The 26,881-nt window shown below is 70.2% G+C and carries 23 protein-coding genes; 13 read left to right on the top strand and 10 right to left on the bottom strand.

Going from position 1 to position 26,881, the window contains the following annotated elements; all coding sequences use genetic code 11:
- Nucleotides 1-12 precede the first annotated feature (12 nt).
- Together ACWDNU_RS24265 and ACWDNU_RS24270 are read left to right on the top strand one after the other, a co-directional pair.
- Nucleotides 13-2,181 carry a hypothetical protein gene (locus ACWDNU_RS24265; protein ID WP_449670567.1) on the top strand — a complete coding sequence of 723 codons (2,169 nt, stop codon included), beginning with the start codon at nucleotides 13-15 and terminating at the stop codon, nucleotides 2,179-2,181.
- A complete protein-coding gene (locus tag ACWDNU_RS24270; RefSeq protein ID WP_449670568.1) occupies nucleotides 2,178-3,293 on the top strand; it encodes a S53 family peptidase in 1,116 nt (371 codons plus the stop codon). The genes ACWDNU_RS24265 and ACWDNU_RS24270 overlap by 4 nt, the downstream gene beginning before the upstream one ends.
- On the opposite strand, the gene ACWDNU_RS24275 is transcribed toward ACWDNU_RS24270, so the two are convergent.
- Nucleotides 3,271-4,422, bottom strand: a complete 1,152-nt coding sequence (locus ACWDNU_RS24275; RefSeq protein ID WP_449670569.1) for an MFS transporter — start codon at nucleotides 4,420-4,422, stop codon at nucleotides 3,271-3,273. The genes ACWDNU_RS24270 and ACWDNU_RS24275 overlap by 23 nt on opposite strands.
- Nucleotides 4,423-4,444: 22 nt before the next feature.
- On the opposite strand from ACWDNU_RS24275, the gene ACWDNU_RS24280 reads away from it, so the two are divergent.
- Together ACWDNU_RS24280 and ACWDNU_RS24285 are read left to right on the top strand one after the other, a co-directional pair.
- On the top strand, nucleotides 4,445-4,993 hold the full coding sequence (locus tag ACWDNU_RS24280) for a CGNR zinc finger domain-containing protein (RefSeq protein WP_449670570.1): 549 nt from the start codon (nucleotides 4,445-4,447) through the stop codon (nucleotides 4,991-4,993).
- A 5-nt stretch (nucleotides 4,994-4,998) separates the two neighbouring features.
- Nucleotides 4,999-5,418: a pyridoxamine 5'-phosphate oxidase family protein gene (locus tag ACWDNU_RS24285; protein WP_449670571.1), complete on the top strand. Its 420-nt coding sequence runs from the start codon at nucleotides 4,999-5,001 to the stop codon at nucleotides 5,416-5,418.
- Here ACWDNU_RS24285 and ACWDNU_RS24290 read toward each other — a convergent pair.
- The 4 genes from ACWDNU_RS24290 to merB form a co-directional block, all read right to left on the bottom strand.
- The gene (locus ACWDNU_RS24290) at nucleotides 5,399-6,316 is read right to left on the bottom strand and encodes a phytoene/squalene synthase family protein (RefSeq protein ID WP_449670572.1); all 918 of its coding nucleotides are present in this window, start codon (nucleotides 6,314-6,316) and stop codon (nucleotides 5,399-5,401) included. The two genes, ACWDNU_RS24285 and ACWDNU_RS24290, sit on opposite strands and share 20 nt — an antisense overlap.
- Complete coding sequence (gene crtI / locus ACWDNU_RS24295) at nucleotides 6,313-7,788, bottom strand: phytoene desaturase family protein (RefSeq protein ID WP_449670573.1); 1,476 nt, start codon at nucleotides 7,786-7,788, stop codon at nucleotides 6,313-6,315. The genes ACWDNU_RS24290 and crtI overlap by 4 nt, the downstream gene beginning before the upstream one ends.
- The gene (locus tag ACWDNU_RS24300; RefSeq protein ID WP_370939131.1) at nucleotides 7,788-8,879 is read right to left on the bottom strand and encodes a polyprenyl synthetase family protein; all 1,092 of its coding nucleotides are present in this window, start codon (nucleotides 8,877-8,879) and stop codon (nucleotides 7,788-7,790) included. Before ACWDNU_RS24300 ends, crtI begins: the two co-directional genes overlap by 1 nt.
- A 71-nt stretch (nucleotides 8,880-8,950) precedes the next feature.
- Nucleotides 8,951-9,595 (bottom strand): organomercurial lyase, encoded by a 645-nt coding sequence (merB, locus tag ACWDNU_RS24305; protein ID WP_370939130.1) that lies wholly within the window; start codon nucleotides 9,593-9,595, stop codon nucleotides 8,951-8,953.
- A 104-nt stretch (nucleotides 9,596-9,699) separates the two neighbouring features.
- Here merB and ACWDNU_RS24310 point away from each other — a divergent pair, with 104 nt between their 5' ends.
- From ACWDNU_RS24310 to ACWDNU_RS24330, 5 genes are all read left to right on the top strand, one after another.
- Nucleotides 9,700-10,584, top strand: coding sequence for a methylenetetrahydrofolate reductase (locus tag ACWDNU_RS24310; RefSeq protein ID WP_370939129.1), 885 nt, complete (start codon nucleotides 9,700-9,702; stop codon nucleotides 10,582-10,584).
- 42 nt (nucleotides 10,585-10,626) lie between these two features.
- Complete coding sequence (locus tag ACWDNU_RS24315; RefSeq protein ID WP_449670574.1) at nucleotides 10,627-12,306, top strand: DUF885 domain-containing protein; 1,680 nt, start codon at nucleotides 10,627-10,629, stop codon at nucleotides 12,304-12,306.
- Between the two features lie 52 nt (nucleotides 12,307-12,358).
- Nucleotides 12,359-12,874, top strand: coding sequence for a GNAT family N-acetyltransferase (locus ACWDNU_RS24320; RefSeq protein ID WP_449670575.1), 516 nt, complete (start codon nucleotides 12,359-12,361; stop codon nucleotides 12,872-12,874).
- 180 nt (nucleotides 12,875-13,054) lie between these two features.
- Complete coding sequence (locus tag ACWDNU_RS24325; protein WP_370939126.1) at nucleotides 13,055-13,951, top strand: DMT family transporter; 897 nt, start codon at nucleotides 13,055-13,057, stop codon at nucleotides 13,949-13,951.
- A 75-nt stretch (nucleotides 13,952-14,026) separates the two neighbouring features.
- Nucleotides 14,027-15,022, top strand: coding sequence for a DUF3558 family protein (locus ACWDNU_RS24330; RefSeq protein WP_449670576.1), 996 nt, complete (start codon nucleotides 14,027-14,029; stop codon nucleotides 15,020-15,022).
- A gap of 86 nt (nucleotides 15,023-15,108) precedes the next feature.
- Here the strand turns inward: ACWDNU_RS24330 and ACWDNU_RS24335 are convergent, their stop codons facing one another.
- Together ACWDNU_RS24335 and ACWDNU_RS24340 are read right to left on the bottom strand one after the other, a co-directional pair.
- Nucleotides 15,109-15,684: a GNAT family N-acetyltransferase gene (locus ACWDNU_RS24335; RefSeq protein ID WP_370939123.1), complete on the bottom strand. Its 576-nt coding sequence runs from the start codon at nucleotides 15,682-15,684 to the stop codon at nucleotides 15,109-15,111.
- Nucleotides 15,681-16,205 (bottom strand): YbaK/EbsC family protein, encoded by a 525-nt coding sequence (locus ACWDNU_RS24340; RefSeq protein WP_449670577.1) that lies wholly within the window; start codon nucleotides 16,203-16,205, stop codon nucleotides 15,681-15,683. Before ACWDNU_RS24340 ends, ACWDNU_RS24335 begins: the two co-directional genes overlap by 4 nt.
- 1,291 nt (nucleotides 16,206-17,496) lie before the next feature.
- Between ACWDNU_RS24340 and ACWDNU_RS24345 the strand changes: the two genes are divergently transcribed.
- From ACWDNU_RS24345 to ACWDNU_RS24355, 3 genes are all read left to right on the top strand, one after another.
- Nucleotides 17,497-17,910 (top strand): SAV_6107 family HEPN domain-containing protein, encoded by a 414-nt coding sequence (locus ACWDNU_RS24345; protein ID WP_449670578.1) that lies wholly within the window; start codon nucleotides 17,497-17,499, stop codon nucleotides 17,908-17,910.
- Entirely contained in the window at nucleotides 17,900-18,664 is a 765-nt protein-coding gene (locus tag ACWDNU_RS24350; RefSeq protein ID WP_449670579.1) for a maleylpyruvate isomerase family mycothiol-dependent enzyme, read from the top strand. Before ACWDNU_RS24345 ends, ACWDNU_RS24350 begins: the two co-directional genes overlap by 11 nt.
- Before the next feature lie 168 nt (nucleotides 18,665-18,832).
- Nucleotides 18,833-19,534, top strand: coding sequence for a VOC family protein (locus ACWDNU_RS24355; protein ID WP_449670580.1), 702 nt, complete (start codon nucleotides 18,833-18,835; stop codon nucleotides 19,532-19,534).
- Between the two features lie 287 nt (nucleotides 19,535-19,821).
- Here the strand turns inward: ACWDNU_RS24355 and ACWDNU_RS24360 are convergent, their stop codons facing one another.
- Nucleotides 19,822-20,175, bottom strand: a complete 354-nt coding sequence (locus ACWDNU_RS24360) for a hypothetical protein (protein ID WP_449670581.1) — start codon at nucleotides 20,173-20,175, stop codon at nucleotides 19,822-19,824.
- A gap of 549 nt (nucleotides 20,176-20,724) precedes the next feature.
- On the opposite strand from ACWDNU_RS24360, the gene ACWDNU_RS24365 reads away from it, so the two are divergent.
- Nucleotides 20,725-21,522 (top strand): N-acetyltransferase family protein, encoded by a 798-nt coding sequence (locus tag ACWDNU_RS24365; RefSeq protein ID WP_449670582.1) that lies wholly within the window; start codon nucleotides 20,725-20,727, stop codon nucleotides 21,520-21,522.
- Here the strand turns inward: ACWDNU_RS24365 and def are convergent.
- Nucleotides 21,455-21,955 (bottom strand): peptide deformylase, encoded by a 501-nt coding sequence (gene def, locus ACWDNU_RS24370; protein ID WP_370939116.1) that lies wholly within the window; start codon nucleotides 21,953-21,955, stop codon nucleotides 21,455-21,457. The genes ACWDNU_RS24365 and def overlap by 68 nt on opposite strands.
- 190 nt (nucleotides 21,956-22,145) lie before the next feature.
- Nucleotides 22,146-26,807 carry an ATP-dependent helicase gene (locus tag ACWDNU_RS24375; protein ID WP_449670583.1) on the bottom strand — a complete coding sequence of 1,554 codons (4,662 nt, stop codon included), beginning with the start codon at nucleotides 26,805-26,807 and terminating at the stop codon, nucleotides 22,146-22,148.
- Nucleotides 26,808-26,881 lie beyond the last annotated feature (74 nt).

Genomic DNA, 26,881 nt, shown 5'->3' on the forward strand with positions numbered 1-26,881 from the left:
GGAGCATCGGGCATGGGAGGACGGGTTTCCGGAAGACGCCGCGCGATCGCGTCGATCGCGCTGGTGCTGGGCAGTTCCGCGGTGGCAGCACCATCCGCGGCGGCCGCGCCCTTCGCGGCAGCGGCACCGCAAGCGCGGGAAGTGGCTTTGCCGACGGGGGACCGGCTGACGGTTTTCCCGGGACCGAACGGCGGTACGAATTACGCTTTTTCGTCGCCGCCGCGCACCGCTTTTCAGTCGTATCAAAGCGACGGCGGCGACCGGTATGTCATTCCGGGCGAGGCCGTTCCGTTTCTCGGACGGCTGGACAAATCGCTCTTCGACGTCACCGCGCTGGCCCGGCTGCAGCCCGGGAAGACGCCCCTTGAGCTGACGTTCCCCGCTGGCTCGGCTCCCACGACACTGCCCGGCATCACGCTCACCTCGTCCGCCGGGAACACCGCGACCGGCTACCTCGCTTCGGCCGCGGAATTCACCGCTGACCTGCACCGACGCCTCGCCGACGACGCCGCCGCCGGACGTCCGGCAGGCAGCAGCGCGCTGCCCGCGACCATCCGGCTGGCCGGCGCGCCCCGCGAACAGCAGCCGCGGTATCCGATGAAGATCCTCGAACTCCGCCTGCTCGACCTGCAGGGCCGATCGGTCAACGGCATCGTGTCGCTGATCAACACCGATTCCGCGGCCAAGCTGCTGCGGCACGTCGACGTCGACGGCGTCACCCGGATCGCGGTTCCCGAGGGGCATTACGCCGCGTCCGCGACCTTCTCCGACTTCGACAACGCGGGCAGCGTGATCGCCACGCGGACTTCGTGGGTCGAGGGGTTCTCAGTCGGCGATTCGCCGGATCTGCAGACCCTGACCGTGGAAGAGAAGTACGCGACCGCCGAGGTCAAGGTGGCCCCGTCGAAGTCGACCACGCAGGCTTCGCTCACCACCAACTTCTTCCGCGAGGACGCGACCGGCCGCGGATTCGCCGTCGGCATCTCGGGCAGCACGACCAAGCAGTACGTGCGGCCGGTGCCGAAGCCGGCCCAGGGCTTGCTGCACTACGTCGTGCAGTGGGCAGGCAAACCGCCCAAGCCCGAGGACCGGTACCGCGTCGATCTTTCGTTCGCCAGCGACGGCATCGCCGAGAACCAGTCATTTTCCACAAAGGACAGTGAACTCGCGACGGTCCGGGATCGGATGTACGCCGATCCCGCGGACAAGATGCCGGTCGCGATCGACAGCGGCCCGGTGGACCCGGTGATCCTGCGGCACGGCCTCGGCGCGAGCGGCTTCTTCATTCCCGCCCCCGGCGTTCTGACCGACTATCTCGGCACCACGCACACCGCGGAATGGGTGCAGTACGAGCAAAAAGGCTCGTCCTACACGCTCATGACCGCCGATCCGCGCACCTACCGGCCGGGCAGCACCACGACCGTCGACTGGTCGCGCGGTCCGTTGACCGCCGGTCTCGGGCAGTGGAAGCGGGACCGGTTGTGCGAGGCCTGCTATTCCGGCGGCACGGTGTCGGTCGCCATCCCGGAATTGCGCGACAGCGAACCGGACCACACCGCGATCCCGTTGTTCTACGCACCGCAGCTGCATTTCTCCTTGTACCGCAACGATCAGCAAGTGTTCGATCAGGACGGTGCCTACGGTGCGTCAGTCGAGGTGCCGAAGACGCCAGCCACTTTCCGAGGCGTGCTGGACGTCGACCGGACCGCGATCCCCGGCGTCGGCCAGGCCGGGAAACTGCGCACCGAGCTGACCCTGCAATACGACCCGGCTGCGGCTGATGCTGCGCTCCCTCCGCCGCATCGTTGCCAGGCAGCCGATCCGACACAGCCGTGCCGGATCCTCGGCGCGCTGACAGTGGACTACCGGCTGGATTCCGATCTCTCCACGACGTCGTCCTCGCCGCTGCAGGTACTTGAATTGCACGTCGGTCACGCCGCTTACAGCGGTGCCGGATCGCATTCGCCGATCACCTCGGCGACCGTTTCGGTGTCGGTCGACAACGGAGCCACCTGGCAGCCCGCGCAGGTCTTCGGATTGTTCGGCGAATACGTCGCGATGTGGCGGAATCCGCCAGCCGGGACGTCACCGTCGCTGAAGGTGACCGCGCGGGATCTGGCGGGCAATGCGATCACGCAGACGATCAGCAACGCCTACACCGTCGGGAAGGCCGAGCGATGAAACGCATCCTGGCTGTGCTGCTTCTCCTCGGCGCGCTCATCCCGTCCGTCGCGTCCGCCGCCCCGCGAGACATCTGCGGCCCCGCCGCTCCGGGCTTCGCTCGCTGTTACGCCAAAGTGGACAGTCGCGCTGCCTTGCGCGCCACCGGCTACAGCCCCGCTGAACTGCGTTCTGCCTACCGCCTGCCTGATACCGGCGGCGCGAACGAGACGATCGCCATCGTCGACGCAGGGGACGCTCCGACCGCCGAAGCAGACCTGGCGGTATATCGACAAACCTACGGCCTCCCGCCCTGCACGACGGCGAACGGCTGCTTCCGCAAAGTCAACCAGAACGGCGATGCCACTCCGCTTCCGCCACGGCAGGGCGACTGGCCAGTGGAGATCGCTCTGGACCTGGACATGGCGTCCGCCGCCTGCTCCCAGTGCAAGATCCTGCTGGTGGAAGGCGACGACGCGTCCTTCGACGCACTCGGCACTTCGGTGGACACGGCCGTGAAACTCGGCGCGACGATCGTGTCGAACAGCTACGGCGCACCGGAAAGCCATTGGTCCGGCGATTTCGCCGCGCACTACCGGCATCCCGGCGTGGCGATCATCGCGTCGAGCGGTGACGGCGGATTCGCTGTGCCGAGCGCGCCCGCGGTGTACGCGAGCGTCGTCGCGGTCGGTGGGACGTCATTGTCCAAAGCGGACAATGCGCGCGGCTGGACCGAATCGGTGTGGAAGGGCGCGTCGAGCGGATGTTCAGCCTGGGTCCCGAAACCCGCGTGGCAGAAGGATCCGAACTGCCCCGGCCGGACGGTCGCCGATGTGGCCGCGGTAGCCGATCCCGCCACCGGACCCGCCGTGTACGAGACCACAGTCCTCCACGGCTGGACGGTAGTCGGCGGCACCAGCGCTTCTGCCCCGTTCATCGCCGGAGTCATCGCTTTGGCCGGACACCATGAGCAGTATCCGGACGCCTCGCGGCTGTACGCGGGGAAACTCAACGACGTCGTTGGCGGAGACAATGTCGTATTCGAGGAATGCGGCGACTACCTCTGCACCGGCGTCCCGGGATACGACGGCCCGACTGGCAACGGAACGCCTAATGGACTAGCTGCTTTCTGACCGTCCACAACGGATGCGCGACCGCCGCGACCACCTGCATCCCCGCTGCCGCAACCAACCCGACGGCGGGGGAGTAGGCGGCCAACGGCCCGGCTACGGCGTTCCCCAGCGCTATCCCGGCGATCTTGATGCTGGCCGCGGTGGTGAACACCTGCGCCCGCATTTCCGGCGGCGCTTCCCGATGCCGAACCGCGAACAACGACGCCAGTTGCGGCCCTTCGCCAATCCCAGTGAGCGCCACCGCAAGCACCAATAGCGGCGCGTTCGGCGCCACCGCCGCCCCCGCGAGCCCAATCCCAATCGCGACAGTGCTCAACTGCACCGCGCGATCCGGCGAATACGACCGTCGCGAGAGAACCGCGTTCGCCAGCAGCGAGGCGACCGACAAGCCGACGAGCAACAACGTCCCGTACCCCGCGCTGCCAAGCCGCTGCTCGCCGATCAACGGATAGCAGACGAACGCCATCCCGATCCCGACGCACGACAATGTCGAGGTCGCAGTCGACTGTCGCAACGCAGGATTGCGGGCAAGAACCGTTGCCGCTTCAAAGGATCTCGGCCGTTGCTCTTCACGGTTGCGGGGGAGCCGCCACGCGAACGGCACCGCGATCAACGTCAGCGCTCCGGCCACGACCATCGCAACCGGTGCCCCCGCCGCCGTAGCGAGCACTCCCGCGAGCCCCGGCCCGACGAGCGCCGCCGCGGTGAACGTCATCGCGTCGAGCGTGCTCGCCCTGCCGAGTTTCTGCGCGGGTACCAATGCGGGGACTTGCGCCGTCCACCCGCCCCCGATCGCCGGTGCCAGCAACCCGGTCACCACGGCAATCCCGACCACCAGCGCAAACGGCACTTCCCCGAAGAGCGCAGTGATCGCAGCCAACCCCACCGCGTACCCGATCAGCCCCACCGCGAGGATCCGGCCAGGCGTGCGCGACCGGTCCAGGACCGCGCCCAGCACCGGCCCGCCCACCGCCGCCGCGACAGTGAGCCCGGCCAGCAGCGTCGACCCCGCGACCGCCCCGGAAGCGCCCACGCCGAGCAGCAGCACCGCCGGACCGGACAGTTCGTCACCAGTGCGCGCGGCCGTCGCCCCGGCGAGATACGCCGCGAATCTGTAACGGCTTGTCACCGGTGAGATGTTACAGTGGCTTATGCCTGGAACGCAGCCGGATTTCGCGGGCCGCTCCGCCCGAGACGCGGTCCGCCGCGCCGTAGCGCTGCTCGACGTGCTGCTGACGGCGGATCCTTCGCCGGATTCGGTAGCTGCAGTGCTGGTCGAGCACGGCGAACCGCAACTCCAGCTTTCCGTCCGCGAGGTCGCCGAGTTACGTGCCGCCGCGCTCTCTCTGCGGGAAGTCTTCGCCGCCCCCGACGCCGCTTCGGCCGCCGATGTGCTGAACGCCCTGTTCGCCGCTCACGCCGGGCCCCCGCGCCTGACCGCACACGACGCCGACTTCGGCTGGCACCTGCACGTCGACTCGTCCGACGACGGCCCGTGGGGAGCCTGGCTGATCACGTCCTCCGCGCTGGCCCTGGCCACCCTGCTGGCCGACCGCCAGGATGTCCCCGGCGGCCTGTGCGCGTCGCCGTCGTGCGGTAAACCCTTCGCGCACCTAGGGGGAGGAAGCCCGCGCCGGTACTGCTCTTCGCGTTGCGCCACAAGGGAACGCGTCGCCGCCCACCGCGCCCGGCTAACCTGACCGTCATGGAGACTCTGACCCTGGCGGCGTTCACCAGCTTCGTCCGCGCCAACCCGCTGGGCGTCGTCGCCACCACCGCCGCGAACGGCCACCCCGAAGCAGCGCTGGTCAGCTTCGCCATTACCTCGGACGGGTCGTTGTTGTTCAACGCCCACCTCACCGCGCGCAAAGTCGCCAACCTCCGCGCCAACCCACGCGCCGCCGCGGTAATCGGCTGCACCGGGACCCTTTCGATCCAGGCGGAAGGCCCAGTAGTCATCGAATCCGGTGCGGCCCGCCGAGACGCTGGCGAGGTCTATCTGGAGCAGTTCCCGGGCTCCCGCGCCCTAGCCGAGGATTTCGCCCTCATCCGGCTGACCCCGGATTGGCTGCGCTCCTACGACGCCAGCGCCGAACCGGCCCGCGTTATCGAGACCTGGAAGTAACCGCCCGCCGCACCAAGGCTGGCAACGCGACCGCCAGCCGCCGTCCCTTGCCGACGACCGCGCGTCGGTTCAGCACGGCGTAGTCCATCGCCTCGATCTCGTCCAAAATACCTTCGTACAACGTGACCGCCGTCCGCACACAAGGCCGAGATTCGGGCCGCAGCAACGGAATCCCCGCCTCAGCCCGCCGATACACCGCCCGTGTCCGCGACACCGCCACCGCAAGCGCCGCCCGCACCCGAGGATCCGGACGCCCGCTCCGCCGCGCGTCCAGCAACACCGTCCGGTCCACCCCGAACGCCGCCAACTCGGAGGTAGGCAGATACAACCGCCCACGATCGAGATCCTCGCCGACATCGCGCAGGAAATTCGTCAGCTGAAACGCTTCCCCCAACGCCGCCGCACTGGGCGAAGCCTCCTCCAGCGGCACGACAGTCCCGAACACCGGCAACATCTGCAGCCCGATCACACAAGCCGAACCGTAGATGTACTCGCCGAGATCGGCGTAAGTCGCGTACTCGGAAACCGTCAAATCCATCCGCATGGAATGCAGGAACGCATCCACCAAATCACGCCGGATGTCGTAGCGAGACACCGTATCCGCGAGCGCGGCCAGCACCGGATCAGTCGGCACCCGACCGTCGTAAACCTCGTCGACAAGCCCGGTCACCTTGTCCAGCGCGACCGCCGGATCGGTGCCGGGCTCGGGGTTGTCGACCAGTTCGTCGGCCATCCGCGCGAAGCCGTACAGCGCGTGCGCGGCGGGCCGGGCCCGTGCCGGAAGCAGCCGCGTGGCAAGGAAAAACGTGCGGCCGTGATAAGCGTTGATGCGCCGACATTCCGTATAAGCAGCACGCAGCGCGGGCTCGGCGATGCCAGCCGCGTCGAGTTCGCTCACCGGCCGGTGATCCTTTCCGCGGCGAGCCGTCCGGAGATCAGCACCGGCGGGATGCCGACGCCCGGCGTCGTCCCGCATCCGGCGAGCACCACGTTTTCCGCCGCCCGCACCAGGTTCGCGGGCCGGAACGGGCCGGTCTGCGGGAAGGTGTGCGCGAGCGAGAACGGTGTCCCGGCAGCCAAACCGCGCGCCGCCCAGTCGGTCGGAGTCAGCTGTTCGTCCACAATGTAGGTTTCGCGGAACCCGGTGAGCCCGCGCGATTCCAGCGTACGCAACAGTTCTTCGCGATAAGCCGGGCCGACGCGCGCCCAGTCGATCGGGCCGGTGTTCAGGTTCGGGGCCGGAGCGAGCACGGAGACGATCTCGCCGCCGTCGCCAGCGAGCGACGGCTCGGTCGCGGTCGGGCGCGTGACCAGCAGCGACGGATCGCTCATCAGCTTGCCCTCGCGGACGATCTCGGCGAAGGTCCGTTCCCACGCTTGACCGAAGAAGATCGTGTGGTGATCCAATTCCGGCCACGAACGGTCCGCGTGCCCGTGCAGCACGAAAGCCGACGGCGAGTACTTCAACGGCAGCACGCGTCGCGGCCGCGCGCCAATCAGCCGGTACGCCGCCGAAAGCTCTGTCGCGAGCACCACGGCGTCACACTCAATACGCTCGCCCGAACGTGTGCGTACAGCGCGTACGCGCGACGACACCCGTTCAAGCCACGCGGCTTCCGTACCGAACCGCAGTTCGGCTCCAGCGCGCGTCGCAGCGTCGGACATCGCGCGGGCGATCGCGCCCATGCCACCGCTCGGGTAGTAGACGCCGCCGACAGTGTCCATGTACGCGATGACGCCGTACGCGCCGAGCGCACGCGTCGGGTCGAGACCTGCGTACAGCGCCTGAAACGAGAAGAGCCGCTGTACGCGCTCGTCGCGCAAGAAGCTGGCGACGCGCGGCCCTAACCGGCCGAAGCCGCCCAGAGCGGCGAGCTTCACGAGTTCCGGCCGGACCAGATCCAGCGGCGAATCGAAGTTCGCGCCGATGAAGTGGTCCTTCTGCGCCGCGTACAGGTCGGTGAGCCACCGTCGCAGCCGCCGGTAACCATCCGCCTCGGCCGGACCGGCGAACGACCGGATCTCGGCTTCCATCGCGTCGCCGTCGGTGTGCACGGCGAGCGTGCTGCCGTCGGCGAAACGCGCCCGGTACGCCGGATCGAGCCTGGTCAGGGGCACCGTGCCGGCCAGCGATTCGCCGACCGCGTGCAGCGCTTCGTCCACCAGTTCCGGCATGGTCAGCACGCTGGCCCCGGTGTCGACCGCGTTCGCGCCGAAGTCCTGCTGCCCGGCCCGGCCGCCGGGCATCTTCTGCTGTTCCAGCAGCGTCACCCGCCGTCCCGCGCCGAGCAGGTGCAGCGTCGCCGACAGCCCGGCCAGCCCCGCGCCGACGACCACCACGTGGTCGGCGTGCCCGTTCACCGTCCGCATCAGAAGTTCCGCTGGGTAGCCAGCCGGATCAGTCCGGCGAGCGCCGACGGGGCGGGCTCGGCCAGGTGCGCGCGCTCCAGCGCGGCGTTCGCGGAGGCGGTCAGCTCGTCGATCTGGCGCTCCACCGCGGCGACCGCGCCGACCGAGGTCAGCGCCTCGCGCACCTGGTCCACGGTGCCGTTGGTCAGGTCGGCGGCCCCGATCGCGTCGGCGATCACCTTGGCCGCGGCGTGGTCGCCCTTCTCCTCGGCCAACTGCAGGCCCAGCGCCACGAGCAGGGTGCGCTTGCCCTCGCGCAGGTCGTCGCCGGCGGGCTTGCCGGTCACCGACGGGTCGCCGAACACGCCGAGCAGGTCGTCGCGCAGCTGGAACGCCACGCCGACGTCGCCGCCGAACTCCAGCAGCGTGGCGATCAGCCGCTCGTCCGCCCCGGCGAGCGAGGCGCCGAGGTGCAGCGGCCGCTGGACGGTGTACGCGGCGGTCTTGAGCCGGTCGATCCGCAGCGCGGCCTCGGGCGAAGCGTCGCCCACTGCCTGCGTACGGACGTCGAGGTACTGCCCGGCGAGGACTTCCGTACGCATCGCGCGCCAAGCCGGGCGGGCCGCCGCGATCGTGGCCGCGGGCAGCGGGGCCTCGGCGAACATGTCGTCGGCCCAGGCCAGCGCCAGGTCGCCCACCAGCACCGCGCTGGCCAGCCCGAACACCGACGGCGAACCGAGCCAGCCGCGGTCGGCGTGCAGCTTCTCGGCGGCCACGTGCACGGTCGGCCTGCCGCGGCGCGAGTCGGAGGAGTCGATGAGGTCGTCGTGGATCAGCGCGCACGCCTGGATCAGCTCCAGGCTCGCGACCGCCTGCAGCGCGCCCTCGGCGAGCGGACCGGAGGCCGCGCCGCCCGCGCCGCGCCAGCCCCACCAGGCGAAGGTCGGGCGGATCCGCTTGCCGCCGCCCAGCACGAAACCGGACAGCGCCTCGATCCCGGCCGCGACGCTCGGCTCGGTGCGCAGGATCTCGGTCCCCGCCCGGCCGAGGAAATCGGCCAGCGCACGCTCCACGTGCACGGGGAGATCGGCGTCGAATCCGGGCGCGTCCATGCCTTCATCCTCCGGGACGAGGGCGGCCGGGGTCACGCCGGGCGCCCCCGGATGTGGCGCACCAGACGCGCTCAGCCGCTCCGGAACGCGTCAGGACGCCTGCTCGCCGCGAAGTACTCCGCCGCCTCGGCGGGTCCGCGCGGCCGCCAGCCGGGTTCCAGGCAGCCCGCGTACCAGTCCTTCGCGAGATGCCACAGCGCGTCGAGCCCGAGCACCTCGCCCGGACTGTCCACACAGGACTCGGCGCAGTACAGCCGCTGCTTGCCCCGGTCGCCCGCGAGCTGGTCGGGCGAGGCCGGGAAGTACGCGACCTGCGCGCCCGCAGGCGGCCGGTCCCGCCGCACGACCAGCGCGGACGGCTCGCCGCAGCCGGGACAGCGCGTCGCCACCAGCACTTCGGGCTCGCCGGAGACGAGGTGCGGGATCGCGAACGAATCCCACGCGCAGCCGCCCCACCACATGGTGTGCTCGCCCATCACCGCGAACCCGAGCGGGACCGCCGCGAACGGCGCGGCCAGCGCCACGTGCTCGCATTCGTCGAGCCACAGCCATCTCGGGTCGGCCATCCGGTGCAGCGCCTGTTTCGCCACCGCGAGCGACCCGTGCGCGGCGTCGGCCAGTTCGGGCGCCGTCGGCGGGCGGCCGCGCGAGGCGAACGCGCGGTAGACGGCCACGCGCACGTCTTCGTCCCAGGCCAGATCGTCTTCACTGCTCATGGGCTCGCCTCCCCGGAGGGTTCGCCCCTGACGGTACGCGGGGGTGGCCAAGGCCACCCGTCAGCTCTGCCGGGGCTCGAGCCGAGCCACTACCATTTCACTCCATGACGTCGGTGATCGAAAGGCTGCGGGGGGACGGGCCCGCGTTCTCCGTCGAGTTCTTCCCGCCCCGCGACGAGGCCGACGAGGCCGTCCTGTGGAAGGCCATCCGCGAGCTGGAACCGCTGGACCCGGCGTACATGTCGATCACCTACGGCGCGGGCGGTTCGAGCCGCGACGGCACCATCCGCAGCATCGCCCGCGTCGCCACCGAAACCACGCTCTGCCCGATGGCGCACCTGACGGCGGTCGACCATTCGGTGTCCGAACTGCGGAACGTGATCGGCTGGTACGCGGCGGTCGGCGTCCGCAACATCCTCGCCCTGCGCGGCGACCCGCCCGGCGACGTCTACGGCGACTGGGTTCCGCACCCCGAAGGCCTCACCTACGCCGAGGAACTGGTCGAGCTGGTCCGCTCGCTCGGCGACTTCTGCGTCGGCGTCTCGGCGTTCCCGTACGGCCACCCGCGCTCGGCGGACCTGGAATCGGACACGAAGCACCTGGTCCGCAAGTTCCGCGCGGGAGCCGATTTCGCGATCGCGCAGCTGTTTTTCGAGGCAGAGGACTTCCTGCGGCTGCGCGACCGGGTCGCCGCCGCGGGCTGCGACGCGCTCGTGCTGCCCGGCATCATGCCGCTGACCACCCTGCGGACGCTGCACACCACGATCAAGCTCTCCGGGGCTCCCGCGTCGCAGCGTCTGCTCGACCGGCTCGAACCGTTCTCCGAGGACCCCAAGGCGTTCCGCGCCGCAGGCATTGACTGGGTCACCGAACTGTGCGAGAAACTGATCGCCGAAGGCGTGCCCGACCTGCACTTCTACACCTTCAACCGGTCCAAGGCGACGCGCGAGGTGGTGACCCGGCTCGGACTGGTGCCCGCCCGCGCGTAACTCCGTGGGCTCTGGGTGCCTCCGGCCGGTAGCGTGCCGGACATGGCTTCCACCGAACAGAGCGTTCCGGAGATCTGCGACCGGTACGTCGACGATTACGTGGCCGTGGACCCGGTCGCGGCCACCATGCTCGGCGTCGCGGGCTACGACGACCAGCTGACCGACTATTCGCCCGCCGGCCACGACGCCCGCGCGGAGCTGGCGCGGCGCGCGCTGGCCGCGGTGACCGCCGCGGAACCGGCGGACGCGGGGGAGCGGGTCGCGAAGGCCGTGTTCAGCGAACGGATCGGCCTCGAACTGGAGATCCACGACGCAGGTCTCGACGCCGCTTCGCTCAACGTGATCGAAAGCCCGGTGCATAGCCTGCGGATGGTTTTCGACCTGATGCCGACCGACACCGCGGACGACTGGGCGAACGTCGCGGCCCGGCTGCCGAAGGTGCCTGAGGCGCTGGCCGGGCTTCGCGCGTCGCTGCTGGCTTCGGCCGACAAGGGACGGGTTTCGGCGCTGCGGCAGGTCTCGAAGGTCGCCGAGCAGTGCGACACGTGGGCAGGGCTCAAGGACGGCCCCGGGTTCTTCGCCAGCATGGTCGCCGACGCGGGGGTCGATTCGCTGAAGTCCGACCTGGCCGCGGGCGCGCGGGCCGCGGACGAGGCGTTCGCGGAGTTCGCCGGATTCCTGCGCGCCGAACTCGCCCCGAAGGCCCCGGTGAAGGACGCCGTCGGCGAGGACACCTACCGGCTGTGGTCGCGCTACTTCATCGGCGCGGAGCTGGACCTGCGCGAGGCGTACGAGTGGGGCTGGCACGAATTCTCGCGGCTGGAAACGGAAATGCGCGCGGTCGCGAACCGCATCAAGCCCGGCTCGACGCCCGCCGAGGCCGCCGCGGTGCTCGATGCCGACCCGCGCTATCGCGTGCAGGGCCGCCCGCAGTTCGAAGCGTGGATGCAGCAGCTGTCCGACGACGCGCTGAAGTCGTTGCGCGGCAAGCACTTCGACATCCCGGACCGGCTGATGGCGCTGGAGTGCAAGATCGCCCCGCCCGGCGGCGGAGTCGGCGCGTACTACACCGGACCGAGCGAGGACTTCAGCCGTCCCGGCCGGATGTGGTGGTCGCTTCCCGCGGACCGCAACGAATTCACGACCTGGCGCGAGGTTTCGACGGTCTACCACGAGGGCGTCCCGGGCCACCACCTGCAGATCGCGACCGCGGTCAACCAGGCCGAGACGCTCACGAAGTACCAGCGGCTCATGACGTTCATCTCGGCGCACGGCGAAGGCTGGGCGCTGTACGCGGAACGCCTGATGGAGGAGCTCGGCTACCTTTCGGACGACGGCAACCTGCTCGGCATGCTGTCCGAGCAGCTGTTCCGCGCCGCCCGCGTCGTGGTCGACCTCGGCATGCACCTGGAGCTGGAAATCCCGGCGGGCACCGGATTCCACGAGGGTTCGCGGTGGACGCCGGACCTCGGCCTGGAGTTCATGCTGACCCGCACGATCACCGACCAGGCGCACATCCGCGACGAGATCGACCGCTACCTCGGCTGGCCCGGCCAGGCCCCCTCGTACAAACTGGGCGAACGCCTGTGGCTCGCCGCCCGCGACGACGCCCGTGCGCGGCAGGGTTCGGCGTTCGACATCAAGCAGTTCCACACCAAGGCCCTGCAGATGGGCGGCATGGGACTGGACACGCTGCGCGAGCAGCTGGCGCAGCTGGACTGAGACTGCTTTCCCGGGCCGGTGTTTCCCGCACCGGCCCGGGTGTCTTCCTCGCATGGTTACCGCTCAGCTCATCGAAACCGCCCGGTTGGACCTGCTGCCGCTGTCCGTCTCGCATGCCGAGGAGATGGCGTCAGTGCTGTTCGATCCGGCCTTGCACACCTACATCGGCGGCGCTCCGGACTCCTTGCCAGCTCTCCGCTCGCGCTACCGTCGGATGACCGCGGGCTCGCCCGATCCGGCGGTGTGCTGGCTGAACTGGGTGATCCAGCTTCGCGATTCCGGCCTCGTGGGCACTGTCCAAGCGACGGTCAGCGGTGCTGTCGCCGAAATCGCCTGGGTGGTGGGAACTCCGTGGCAGGGCCGGGGCATCGCCACCGAAGCCGCGCGAGCGCTGGTCGGCTGGCTGGTCCAGCAGCCGGTGGACGCGGTCATCGCCCACATCCACCCGGAAAACCAGGCCTCCGCCGCCGTCGCCGCCGCGATCGGGCTCACCGCGACCGACCAGTGGCAGGACGGCGAAATCCGCTGGGCCACAAACCCGTTGATCGCCGCCCCGGCCGCTGGTTAAGCTCCCGTCCGTGCAGTGGCTCCTCGTCGTCATCCCACCACCAGCCTCCTGAGCGGGGCAGTTTTCGCCGCGTGCGCCCGAAACCGGCCCGCGGCCACCGGATGACGTCCTGAACCGGCCCATGCACGCTGCCCCGCGTCGTCGATTTCCGATTCCTTCGACGCAGGAGCCCACTTCCCAATGTCTGTCCTCGTACCTTCGCGCGCCCGTTCGTCGGCCGCCCTCGTCGTAGCCGGTGTGCTCTGGGGAACCGGCGGCCTGTCCGGCTCGCTGCTCGCCCAGCAAGCCGGCCTGCACCCGCTGGCCGTCGCCACCTATCGCCTGCTCATCGGCGGTGCCGCGAGCGCGGTCTACGTCGCCCTCACCGGCGGACTTCGCCTCCCCGCCAAGCAAAACTGGCGCCGTCTCCTTCTCATCGGCGCGCTCTTCGCCCTCTTCCAAGCCAGCTACTTCGCCGCCGTCGCGCTTAGCTCAGTCAGCACGGCGACAATGACCACGATCGGTGCCGCACCCGTTGTCCTCACGGTGTTTTCCGCGGTGCGGCGGCGTCGCGCGCCTCAACTGTGGACGCTTGTGTCCGTCGGCGGCGCCGTCGCGGGGCTGGTGCTGCTGCGCTGGTCGCCGGAAACCGCGACGTCACCTGCCCGGCTGGCCGGAGGCCTCGGCTTCGCGCTGCTCGCGGCGACCGGGTTCGCCGTGCTCACGCTCGTCACGGCGAAGCCCGTCGACGGCCTCGATCCGTTGGCTACCACGGCATTCGGCTGCCTGACCGGCGGTTTGCTGCTGACGCCCGCCGCGCTGTGGCTCGGCATGGGCCTGCCCGCCAGCGCCGACGTGCTGCTGCTGGCCGTGTACTTCGGGGTGGTCCCGACAGCCGTCGCGTATGCCGCCTACTTCCGCGGCCTCGGCGGCGCCCACCCGGTGCTGGGCGCGCTGTCCGCGCTGCTGGAACCACTTACCGCGTCTGTACTTTCGGTCGTTTTCCTGCACGAACGGCTGAGCGCGTTCGCGTGGGGCGGCGCGGTGCTGCTCGTCGCGGCGCTCGCGGTCGGCTATTGGCGGCCCGAACCCCGGTGAGCATCATTCACGGACTGTCCGCATTCTTGGAGATTTCGCCACGAACGGGTGACGAACTCGGCTACGGTACCGCGCATGATCACCGAAAATCGAATATTCCGGGCATCGGCGCTGGTCGCGGGGGTGGCGCTGCTGGCCGCCCTCGCGGGCTGCGGCGGCTCGACCGCGGGCACCGCCGCCGCGGGTTCTCCCACCTCCGAAGCGAAGCCCCCGATCACCGACTCCGCCGTGCAGGCGGCGGCCCTGCGCACCGTGGATCCGTGCGCGCTGCTGGACAGCAAGACCCTCGGCGGAGTCGGCGCCCCGGACCAGTCGAGCATTTCCTCCTCCGAATGGGGCGAGTGCCGCGTCGACGTCAAGGACTCCGGCGGCAAGACCGTCGAATTGGTGCTGCGCGTCGGCGACCAGCTGATCATGTCGAAGGACCCGGTCGAGAAGCTCGAAGGCCTTCCGCTGGTCGTCGACGGCGACAAGCCAGGGTCGTGCTGGGTCTCCGTCGTGACGTCGTTCGAACAGTCGCTGGGGATCACCTTCCAGACCAAGTCCGCCGGCGACGCCTGCGCGCCCGGCCGCGCGGCGCTGACCAAGGTGGTGCAGGCCCTGCACAACTCCCCGCCGCAGTACAAGCAGGTGCCCGGCTCCGTGCTGACGACCGATCCGTGCGCGGTGGCGGGCAAGCAGGCCGTGGAGACCGCGCTGGGACAGAAGTCTTTCGTGGAGCCGAAGAGCCTGCACGAATGCGACTTCTGGTCCGGCGACGGCACCCACTACCCGCAGGTGTCGGTGCACCTGCACCAGGGGCTGCCCGCCGACGCCGGAGACGGCCAGCCCGCCGACCTCGGCAATGGCGTCACGGCCATCCAGAAGAAGGACGCGGACAGCAGCGTGGTCAGCTGCGACGCGACCTGGCGCAAGGTCGAGACCCCGAAGGAAGACGAGGCGCACGGGTACGGCGAGATCGTCTCCGTGGAGTTCAGCGGCGAACCCGAAAGCGGCCTCGACACCGCCACCGCCTGCACGAAGGCGGTCGCCGTGGCCAAGACGGTGGCACCGTCGCTCGGTCACGCCTGATCGCTGGCGCGCACGGCCTCTGGGGGCCGTTTCTTGCGGTAGCTGAGCGCGCCGCACGCCCAGTCCGGCACCGGGCGTGCGGCGTCCTACGCCTCTTCGAGCGGCAGCGACCGCCCGAGAATCGCGAACGGCCGCGGATCGCCGGTGAACTGGTAGTCGCGCAGAACGTCGACGAACCCCATGCGCCGGTACAGCTTCCACGCCCGGCTCGTGCCCTCCGGCGTCGAGAGCAGGACGTTCGCGCTGGGGACGCCGTCGAGCAGCCGGCGCAGCAGGTCCTCGCCGATTTGCTTGCCCTGGTTCTCCGGGCGCACGTGGATCTCGGTGAGCTCGAAGTAGTCCGTCAGCCAGCGCTCGGCTTCCTCCGTACCCGCGCGGCGGGTGAGGCCGTGCCGGACCTGCTCGTGCCACCACTGTCCCGCGCGGCCCTTGTACCCGTACGCGACTCCGAGCAGCACGCCGTTGTCGTCGAGGGCGGCCATGCAGCGCCAGCCCTCGCGCAGCGCGTGGGTGAGCCACATCGGTGCGCGCTGCTCGGCCGTGCCCTCGGGGTAGCGCATCGCGTTCACGTAGATCGCCAGCGCTTCCGGCAGCCGGGAGCGGAACTCGTCGGCGGAGAGTTGCACGTACCGGGAACACCCGGAGGAGGACATGGCGGTCACAGTCGACCATCCTCCCCTTCGCCCGCCAGCTCGCCCGGGGTGCCCCCGGTGAGCGTGACGAGTGCGTCGAAGGTGGTCGGGAAGACCGATTTCGGATGCCCCGCCGCGGCCCACACCTCGGGATAGTCGCGCAACGCCGTGTCCACGAGCGTCACGAGCCGCTCCGGATGCCCGACCGGAGCGACGCCTCCGATCGGCTGTCCCGTGTGCTCCCGGACGAACGCCGCGTCCGCCTTGCCGACCTCCGCGACCCCCGCGAGTTCCGCCAGCCGGGACTCCTTCGCCCGATGCGCCCCGGAGGTAAGGGCAAGCAACGCGACCTCGACCCCGTCGCTCGTGCGCCCCCGGAAAACCAGACTGTTGGCGATAGCGCCCACCGGCACGCCGAGCGCCTCCGCGGCCTGCGCGGCAGTGCGCACCTCGGCGGGCAGCACCCGCACTCCGTCAGCGGCGGCGTGCTGTCCGGCCTCGCCCAGCGCGGCGGTGACCTTGGCGACAGCGGGATGGTCGTGGGTGCTCACTCCGTTATGAGACCACGCCGGTGCGGCCGTGTCCCGCACCACGTGCCCCGATTCCACCGGCGGGGTTGAGCGGAGTGGCCGGCGCGGCTACTCTGGAAACAGATCGAACAGACGTTCGATACCCGGTGGGAGCGCACCGGCCGGTCCCGGGGTGGGGGAAGCACCTCGGGCCCCCGGCCGGGCCCACCCGAGCAGGAGGAGGGTCGCCATGTCCGTCTCGGTCGTGTCCCCCGCGGACCGTGCCTTGGAGGGCACCCCAGACCGACCTGGCGCGGTTGGCGAACAGCTGACGTTCGGCGCGGCTGTGCAGCCGGGGAGCGCTTCGGAGAGTGCCGAGGGTGGTTCTGCCTCGGCTGCTTCCGCCGCGGCCGCTTCTGCGGTCATCCCCTCGGACAGTGCTGCTCAACCGGCGGCTTCTGGCACTGCGTCTGCTTCGGCTCCGTCGTCGGCGTCAGCGTCGGCTTCGGCGGCTGGCTCTGCTCGGCGTGCTGCTCCGGCGACTGACCCTGTGCTGCCCTTTGCGTCGGAGGACATCTCCACCGCGCCATCCGCCGCAGCGGCCAATCCCGCACTTCAGCCTGAGCGCACCCCGGCGAGTTCCCCCGCATCCAAGCGGGCGGAGAACCGCTCTACTGCACTGCCTGCTGTAGCTGGCGGTCTCCTGTATCAGCCCGAGCTCCTTCCCGCAGTTTCTCCGACCTCCAAGCCGTCGGAGAGCATCTCTGCCGCGGCGGCCCTTCCCACTACCCAGCCTGGGCGCGCTCCGGCGGGTTCCCTGGTCTCGCGGTCGTCGGAGAATCGCTCCGCTGAACCGTCTGTCACTGTGGCCGACCCTGCTCCTCGGCCTGGGCGCGCTCCGGCGGGTTCCCTCGTCTCGCGGTCGTCGGAGAATCGGTCCGCTGAACCGTCTGTCACTGTGGCCAACCCTGCTCCTCGGCCTGGGCGCACTCCGGCGGGTTCCCCCGTCTCGCGGTCGTCGGAGAGCATCTCCACCGCGGCGGCCAATCCCGCTCTCCAACCGGAGCGCGCCGCAGCAGGTTCCCCGGTCTCGAGGTCGTCGGAGAACCGCTCCGCCGCACCGTCAGCCCCAGCGGCCAACCCCGCTCCCCAGCCCGAGCGCACCCCAGCGGGCGCTCCAACCTCCAGGCCAACCGTGCACCACGTCCCCGAACCCGCCCTGCCCAGTTCTCCGCCCCCGAGGCAGGTAGTCCACCGCAGCCGAGCCGCCGTCCGGCCCTCCGCCGAATCGGCCGCCCACCGCTCCGGCGCTCCGGGCCAGCCGCAACTCCCGTTGTCCCTGCGCCCGCCGGTCGCACCCGAGGCGGTCACCCTCCTCGCCCAGGCCAATCGCGGCCTCGACAACGCGGAAAACGAACGCGACCCAGCCGAACGCTTCATCGGCGCCTACCTCGCCGCCTTGCGCGGCGCGGGTGCGGTGCTCGCCGTCCGGGGCCGTCCGCGCCGTGGCCGGGGCCGTCCCGCCAGCGGCTGGGTGCTGCTCGACGCCGTCGCTCCCGAACTGCGCGAATGGTCGGCCTTCTTCGCCGACCATTCCGAAACCCGGGCCGCCGCCGAAGCGGGCATCACCGGTCGCGTCACCGCCGAACTGGCCGCGAGCCTCCTGCAGGCGACCGCCCAGTTCCTCGAATTGGTCCGCCGGGTCGAGCACGGCCTGCCGATGTCCGGGGAAGCTCATGTCGCGTGAACTCGGCACGGTCGACCACGGCCGGTTGCTCGAGGCGTTCTCCGCGGAGGCGCAACTGCTGGGGGAGGTGGCGCACTCGGCGTCGCCCGATTCGCCGGTGCCCACCGCCCCGGGCTGGACGTTGAACGAGCTGCTCAAGCACGTCGGCGCCGTGTACTGGCAGGTGCTCGGCTGGCTCCGCGAAGGCCGCCGCCCCGAGCTGTGGCGCGAGCCCCTGCCCGGCCAGCCGGTCGTCGACTTCTACTCCGCCGCCCGCACCGAACTCGAGATAGAACTGGCCGACCACGACCCGGCCTCCCGAGCCGCCACCTGGTGGTCCGCCGACCCGACCCACGGTTTCTGGCGCCGTCGCATGCTCCACGAAACCCTCGTGCACCGAGTGGACGCCGAAAACGCGGCCGGCACCGGAGACTCGACAGTCCCGGACGACTTGGCCGCCGACGGCGTCGACGAGGCCCTCACCCTCTACTTCGGACACAAGCTCACCACCATGGGCATCTCGGGAACCCGAAACGGCACAGTGGGTTTCCACACCGGAGGCCACAGCTGGATCGCGAGAGCAGGCCCCGGCGAAACAGAAGCCTGGCGCTGCTCTCCCAGGGAAGCCGACGCCGCGGACGCGATAGTCACCGGCTCGCCCGAGAACGTGTACCTCTGGCTCTGGGGAAGAGTTCCGGTGACCATGGTCCACACCGACGGCGACCACGAGCTGTCCGCCCAAACCTGGGCCCTGCTGCGACTGGCCACCAGGTGACCGCCTAGAACCGAAAGTGGGGAAGCTTCCCGGTTTCTTAAGGCCGCCTGGCGATCCAGCTGTGCCGGCAAGCGCGATACCCCCGCGCTTGCCGGCACAGTTCTTTCACCCGGTCTCGCTGGCGCACGATCCGCCGTTTTTGTCGGTCCTCCCCGTTACCGTGGCAAGATGGCACCCCGTCTGGTCCACCTGGCCATCGCCGCCGAACAACCAGCCCGCCTAGCCCGGTTCTGGTCCGACCTCCTCGCCTGGCACACCACGGCGGAATCCCCCGACGAGGTCCAGCCCGCAGCGAACGACGGCTGCGACCTCAACCTGGTCTTCACCCGGTCGTCCCGCCCGAAGACCACCAAAAACCGGCTGCACCTAGACCTCTCCAGCACCTCTGCTGAGAATCAGCGCGAAACCGTCGCCCGAGCCGTTTCCCTAGGCGCACGCCCGATCGACATCGGTCAGCGCGACGTCCCGTGGATCGTCCTGGCAGACCCCGAAGACAACGAGTTCTGCGTCCTGGAACCCCGCCAGGAATACGCCAATTCCGGTGCCCTGGCAGCGATCGTCGTGGACGCGGCGGACCCCGCACGCCTAGCCCGCTTCTGGTCCCCGCTCACAGCCTGGCCGATCACCGCCGACGAGCCCTCGATCACCACCCTCCGCAACCCCACCGGCCGCGGCCCCACCCTCGAATTCCTCCGCGCGAAAACCCCAAAGCACGACCGAAACCGCCTCCACCTGGAACTAGCCCCGGCCCGCCACGACGACCACGCCGCCGAAATCCGCCGTCTCCAAGCCGCCGGTGCCCACCTGCTCGGCCAGACCGACTTCGCAGACCCGGAAGACAACGAATTCCGCCTGCTCACCCCACGCTGATCCGCGCCACGTTTCTCACAGATCACGCATTCCCGGCCGCTCTCTGACAAACCCGAAACACCACAGGACGCCGACGGTTACGTGCGTCAGGAACGGTAAGTCCCATGGACATGCCTTCGACGCCCCGCAGCCTCCTCACGAACGCCGTTGCCGACGAGCCGGCACACCCCTCTCGCCCCGAGTCCAACCCGAGCCATGCCAAGGAAAACCGCCCCCCGGCCCGAGCCTGGCGAGTACGCGTGCGCTCCGACGACCACCCCGGAACGCTGGCCCGCTTCGCCATCCGACTAGCCGACCTCGAATGCCGCATCATCGGCCTCACCAGACACCCGGTACCCGGCGGCGTCCTGGACGAGTTCGTGCTGCGCCCGGCAACCGGCCTGCCGCAACACCTCCTGATAGACGCCCTCCGCGACGAAGGCGGCGATTGCCTGGGGATGACCGAAACCACCATCCCCGAACTCCGCTCTCCAGCCGCCGAGCCTGCCGCCGAGGATTCCATCGCAGAGGCCGCCGCCCGGGAGCTCCTCACCCCGATCACGGACGCCCCAGCCACCGACCGGACGACGGCCTCTGGCCCTGATGCCGGGAAGCGCGGTGTTCCCGATGCAACCGCGTTCCTCGCCGACAGGAAGATGCACGCTGAGGTTGCTGCGTGCGAACGCGACGCTTCGTCAGTGGCGTCGGCGGCCGACCAGCCGACCGGCTCTGAATCCGATGCCAGCGAACGCTCTGCGGCAAATCCGCTCCCCGTTGCGGAGAAGCCGCCTGCTGATTCCGTCGTCCGAGAATTGCTTGGCCCTGAAGCAAATTCTCCCACTGCTGATCGAGAGACTGCCTCCGGCACCGCCCGGAACCCCTCTGCTCCTTCCACAACTCAACCTCTCGCGCTGAGGAAGACCTATGGCGATGCCACAATCCGGGAATCGCCTGCCTCAGCGGGGGATGTATTCGCTGCCACTCAAGATGCGGCTGGAGCCGGTCCTGCGGAACGCCGTGCGGCAACTGCATTCCCCGTCGCAGAGGAATTTTGCATCGGGGCCGAGGAGTTGCGAGCCCCGACGGCACCCGTCCGTGGCGTCGCGCGGGATTCGGTTGTCGAAACCAGTGCTGGCGGACTTCGCGACTCGACCGCGACTGCTCTCAGCGCCGCACGGCGGGCGATCGCTGATCCCGGGTGTCGTGCTCCGATGCTGCGGTCGGTCCTAGCCGCCGACCTCGTCACGCTCGTTCCGGCGAGCGAGGCCAACCCGGGACGTACGGAGGGCGGGCACCGGGCGGTCTTTCCCTTCAGCGACGGGACAGCATTCGTCGCGCGGCGGCGGTGGGTGGCGTTCGCTGAATCAGAACTCGCTCAGGCTGCGGCTTTCCTGGAACTACTCGCCGCGGCGGAGCAGAATCTGGCTGGGCCGGTGGTGCTCGACCGTCCGGACGGTGCCGCGGTCGTTCTGCGGATTGGTACTCCGCGCGACATCGACGCGATCGGCGCGGTGCATCTTCGTTGTTCGGCGAAGACGTTGTTCAACCGCTACCACACTGGGCTGCGCACGGTTCCCCGCAAATGGCTGCACCGCTTGCTCATGCCACCGCGCGGAACGAGTTTGCTCGCGGTGTGCGGCCGGGACGTGATCGGGTTCGGGCAGCTGATTTCTCAGCGTGACGGCACGGCTGAGGTATCGCTGCTCGTCGAGGATGCTTGGCAGCGACGGGGAATCGGCACGGCGCTGCTTGCTCGGCTGGTCGCCCTCGCCGGGGCGGACGGGATCACGGAACTGACCGCGGTCCGTCTTCCGAGCAACGACGCCATGACCCGGACTGCTGCGCGCGCCGGGCTGTACGTCGAGACCAGTCCGGACGACGGCACGGTGCTCCGGCTTTTCGCAGCCCGGACGCCCCAGCTGCCCGGGACGCCGCAGACGGTCAGCGGTTCCAGAACCAGTCTTTGCCCCGCGCCTCGCGCAGCGCCTGCTTCTTCCGCTCGGGAGTGAGCCGGTCGAGGTAGAGCTTTCCGTCGAGGTGGTCGGTTTCGTGCTGGAGGCACTGAGCCAGCACGTCGACGCCCTCGACCTCGATCGGCTCGTTGCGCAGGTCGACGCCGCGCACGACGGCGTGCTTCGCGCGGACTGTCGGGAACCACAGTTCCGGCACGGACAGGCAGCCCTCGCCGATTTCGTGCGTCTCCTCGGAGAGGTGGGCGATCTCCGGGTTGATGACGTACCCGGTCAGCCCGCCGACGTCGTAGCTGAACACCCGCAGCCCGACCCCGATCTGCGGTGCCGCGAGCCCGGCCCGGCCCTCCGGCTGCACGCTGTCGAGGAGGTCCTTCACCAGCGCCTCGATCTTGCTGTCGAACGTGGTCACCGGGTCGCACACGGACTTGAGCACCGGGTCACCGAAGTAGCGCAACTCGCGCATCGCCATGATCGAACGTCCTTTTGTCCACCGAGGGGCCACGAGAAGTCTAGTGACGCCACCTGCTTCCCCGACGCGGGTCCGCCGACCACGCCCGCTTGCCGCGCGACGGGGCTGGCCAGTCCGCGGAAGCCATGGGTCGGACGCGCTCGCCTTCCTGGCTTGGCCGCGCGCCAGCCCGAGACGGACCGAGGCAGTGTCAAGCTCTCAAACGGAGTCCCTTCGGCGTCGCGCGGAAGCCGGCTTCCTGCAGGATCTCGGCCAGCTCCGAGGTCAGCGCGTGCTCTCCGTCCGCGCGCTGGACGGCCAGCTGACCCAGCCAGCCCTCCCGGACCGCGGTCGACAAGGCGGCCGCGGCGGCTTGCAGCGAACCGCGTTCCTCGGTGAAGCTCAGCAACGAGCGGCCGCCGCGTTCGACGTACAGGGCCGGGATCCCGTCGACCAGCACCGCGAGCGCTCCGGCTTTGCGCGCTGGCCGGTGTTTCGTGTCGCCAGTCGCGGCAGGCCAGGACAGCGCAGCGCCGTACGGCTGTGCTGGGTCCGCGGCGGCGAGAACTACGGCACGAGCGCTGTCGTTGCGGCTCGCAGTTGCGGGCGCGGTGCTGGAGAGGGCGCGCAGCCGGTCGACTGCGCCCTTCGCAGCGAACTGCGCGGCGCCGAGACCTTCGACGACGTAGCCGCGAATGACCTGCCCGGTGTCCTCCATGCCGCGCAACACCTTGTAGATCCCGGAAAAACCGCCGGTGACCCGTTCGGTGTCGAGCGCACCCCGGGTGAGGACGCCGTGCCGTTCCAGAAACGCCTCGGTGCGGGCATGCGCACGCCGAGTCGGCTCGGTTTCCCGAAGTGGGGTCAGTGCCCATCGGCCGGCTGCGGTTGGCGGTCCGGTGCGTGAGGGCATCGCCGGACGCCCAGCGCGCATGCGGGCATATCGGCCGCGTGGTGCTTGCCGCCGCGGCTTGTGTGCGCCATGGCCTGCGACCTGCGCACGTAGCGGCGCGAGTGTGTCGCCGGTGACCAGCCCGGCCCACACCAGATCCCACAACGCGGATACCACGGCGCCGTCGTCCGGCGGTTGCTCCAGGCCCGGCGTGACCCGGTCGACAAGCTGCCGGAAGAACAAAGCTCCGCCTTCCAGCGCCGTCACGATCGCTTCGTGCAGCGGGCTGGTCGGCGGATTCTCCTCGACCTCGGGCAGCAGCAGATCCGCGACGTCGGACGGTGCCAGCGCCAGCCAGCCGTCTCCACCGGAGAGCGCGCCGCAGCCCGCCCAGGTGACCTCGCCCGCGGTGGTGAGCTCGTCGAGCAGCGCGGGGGAGTAGCCCGGCAGCCGGCTGGGCAGGATCAGCGACTCCACCGCGCTCGCCGGCAGAGGCGCACCGGCCAGCTGCTCGACCACCGACAGCACGTCGTCGGCCGTCGGCGCGGACCGCAGCCGCGCGCCGATTCCGTGCCACGCGGGCAAGAACCGGCCCAGCGCCGCCGGTTCCACGGGCTCGACCTCCGCCCGCAGCCGGGCAAGCGACGCGCGCCGCAACCGGCGGAGTACGGTCGCGTCGCAGTATTCGACGCCCACGCCATGGGTTTCCGGATGCCCGACCGGACTCAGCTCGCCGCGGACCAGCCTGCCTTCACCGGTGAGCCGGTCGAGCACTCCGGTGACAACGGCTGTTCCTAGCCCGAACCGATCTGCCGCAGCTGTCGCGGAGAACGGACCGTGAGTCCGCGCGTAGCGGCCGAGCAGATCGCCCACCGGATCCGCCACCGGCTCGGTGAACGCCTCGGGCACGCCGACCGGAAGCGCGACGCCCAGCGCGTCTCGCACCCGCCCGGCGTCCTCGATGGCCAGATACCGCTCTTCGCCGCCGATGCGCACCTGGATCGCACGCCGGGCCGAGGCGAGTTCTGCCAGCCATTCCGGCTGGATCCCGCGCTCTGCGGCTTCCGGGATGGACAGATCGCCGAGAAACCGCAACAAGTCCGCCGCGTCCTCTGCCGACCTTGCGTGCCGGTCTGGATCGAGCCGCTGCAACGACCGTTCGACCTCGGCCACGGCCTCGGGGTCGAGCAGCTCGCGAATCGCTTCCGTGCCCAGCAATTCAGCCAGCAGCGCGGAATCCAGCGACAGCGCCGCGGCCCGCCGTTCGGCCAGCGGGGCGTCTGTCTCGTACAGGAACATCCCGACGTAACCGAACAACAGACTCCGCGCGAACGGCGACGCGGCCGGCGTCTCCACCTCGACCAGCCGCACCTTGCGCGCCCGGACGTCCGACATCAGCTCCCGCAGTCCGCCGACGTCGTAGACGTCCTGCAGGACCTCGCGCATGGCCTCCAGCACCACCGGGAACCGCTCGTACTTCGCCGCCACCGACAACAGCTGCGACGCCCGTTGCCGTTGCTGCCACAACGGAGTACGCCGCCGCGGATCACGCCGCGGCAGAAGCAGCGAGCGTGCCGCACACTCCCGGAACCGCGCCGCGAAGACCGCCGAACCGCCGACCTCCGCCACGATCAGCTGCTCGACCTCCTCCGGGTCCAGCAGGACGTCGTCGGCGCCGATGGTGACTTCGCCGCCGTCGGCGTCGAGCGCGTCGGGCAGCCGCAGCACGATGCCGTCGTCGGAGTGCGCCACCTGGGCGTCGACGCCGCGGTTTTCCCGCAGCCGGGCGGCGATCGCGAGCGCCCACGGAGCGTTGACCTGCGCGCCGAACGGCGAGTGCAGCACGATCCGCCAGTCGCCCAGCTCGTCGCGGTAGCGTTCGAGCAGGATGACCCGGTCATTGGGCACGTGCCGGGTGGCCGACTTCTGTTCTTCCAGATACGCCAGCAGGTTGTCGCAGGCGCGCTGGTCGAGACCGGCCGCGGCGGCCCGGTCCCTCGCCGCCGGAGTGTCCGAAGTGGACAGTTCGCGGACGAACGCGCCGAGCGCCCGCCCCAGTTCCAGCGGCCGTCCGGCGGCGTCGCCCTTCCAGAACGGCATCCGGGCGGGCTGGCCCGGGGCGGGCACGACGATCACCCGGTCATGGGTGATGTCAGTGATCCGCCACGACGAGGTGCCGAGCAGAATCGTGTCGCCGACCCGCGATTCGTACACCATCTCCTCGTCGAACTCGCCCACGCGCGAGCCGGGTTTGCCTTCGTCGCCTGGTGTCATCACGGTGAACAGCCCGCGATCGGGGATGGTGCCGCCGGACGTGACGGCCAGCCGCTGCGAACCCGGCCGTCCGCGCAGTTCGCCGCCGACCCGGTCCCACGTGATCCGTGCCCGCAGCTCGCCGAACTCCTCGCTCGGGTAGCGGCCGGCGAGCATGTCGAGCACCGCGTGCAGCGCGTCGTCCGGCAGCGAGCTGAACGGCGCCGCCCGCCGGACGAGCGCCGCCAGCTCCGGCACCGTCCACGGTTCGAGCGCCACCATCGCCACGACGTGCTGAGCCAGCACGTCGAGCGGGTTGCGCGGGTACCGCACCGCCTCGATCGCCCCGGTCGCCATCCGTTCCGCGACCACCGCGCACGACACCAGGTCGCCGCGGAACTTCGGGAACATCACGCCGGACGACACCGCTCCGACCTGGTGCCCGGCACGGCCGACGCGCTGCAGCCCGGACGCCACGGTGGGCGGAGCCTCGATCTGCACGACCAGATCCACCGCGCCCATGTCGATGCCGAGTTCGAGCGACGACGTGGCCACGACGCACGGCAGCCGCCCGGACTTCAGTTCCTCTTCGACATGGGTGCGCTGCTCGCGGGACATCGACCCGTGGTGTGCCCGCGCGATGACCGGCTCCGCACCCGACGTGACCCCGGACTGCCCGACCGCCTCCGCCGGGAACGCGTCGCTCTGAGACAGACCGGTTTGCTCGGACGCGAGTTCGTTGAGCCGCGCGGTGAGCCGTTCGGTGAGCCGCCGCGAGTTGCCGAACACAATGGTGGAGCGGTGCGCGCGGATCAGCTCCAGCACACGTTCCTCGACCGCGGGCCAGATCGACGGCCGCTTCACCGCCGCGCCGGCCACCTCTTCCTGGGTGCCGATCCCGCCCTCCGACGGCAATTGCGACAGCGACGTGAGGTCGTCGAGCCGCTCCATTGGCGACGGGGCCGGGCCGTCGAGGTTCGCCATGTCCTCGACCGGCACCTCCACCCGCACCTGGATCGTCTTCGCCAGCTTCGGCTGCACGACCGTGACCGGGCGGCCGCCGGCGAGGAACGCGCTCACCTCGTCGACCGGCCGCACGGTGGCCGACAGCCCGATGCGCTGGGCTGGCTTGGGCAGCAACGCGTCCAGCCGTTCCAGCGACAACGCCAGGTGTGCGCCGCGTTTGCCGCCCGCGACGGCGTGCACCTCGTCGACGATCACCGTCTCGACGCCCTTCAGCGACTCCCGCGCCGAGGACGTGAGGATGAGAAACAGCGACTCCGGCGTGGTGACCAGCACATCCGGCGGGGTTTTCCCGAACGACCGGCGCTCCGCCGCCGTGGTGTCGCCGGTGCGCATGCCGACCTCGATCTCCGGCGCGGGCTGGCCGAGCCGGTGCGCGGCCTGCGAGATGCCGGCCAGCGGCGCGCGCAGATTGCGCTGCACGTCGACCGCCAGCGCTTTCAACGGCGAGACATAGAGGATCCGGCACCGCTCGCGCGGATTCGCCGGCGGAGGTTCCGCCGCCAGCCGGTCCAGTGCCCACAGGAACGCGGACAGCGTCTTGCCGGACCCGGTGGGCGCCACGACCAGGGCGTGCTGCCCGGCGTGTGCGGCCCGCCAGGCCCCTTCCTGCGCTGCCGTCGGGGCGGCGAAGGCTCCGGCGAACCAGGTGCTGGTCGCCGGGGAGAAGAGGTCGAGGACGTCGTTTGCCACGGGATCCATCATGCGCGGCGCCACCGACAATTTCCGGGGCCCGGGCAGTGCGGTCCGGGCCGGATCCGCTCGTGTGGGTGACCGAT

Source organism: Amycolatopsis sp. NPDC003676, assembly GCF_053587275.1.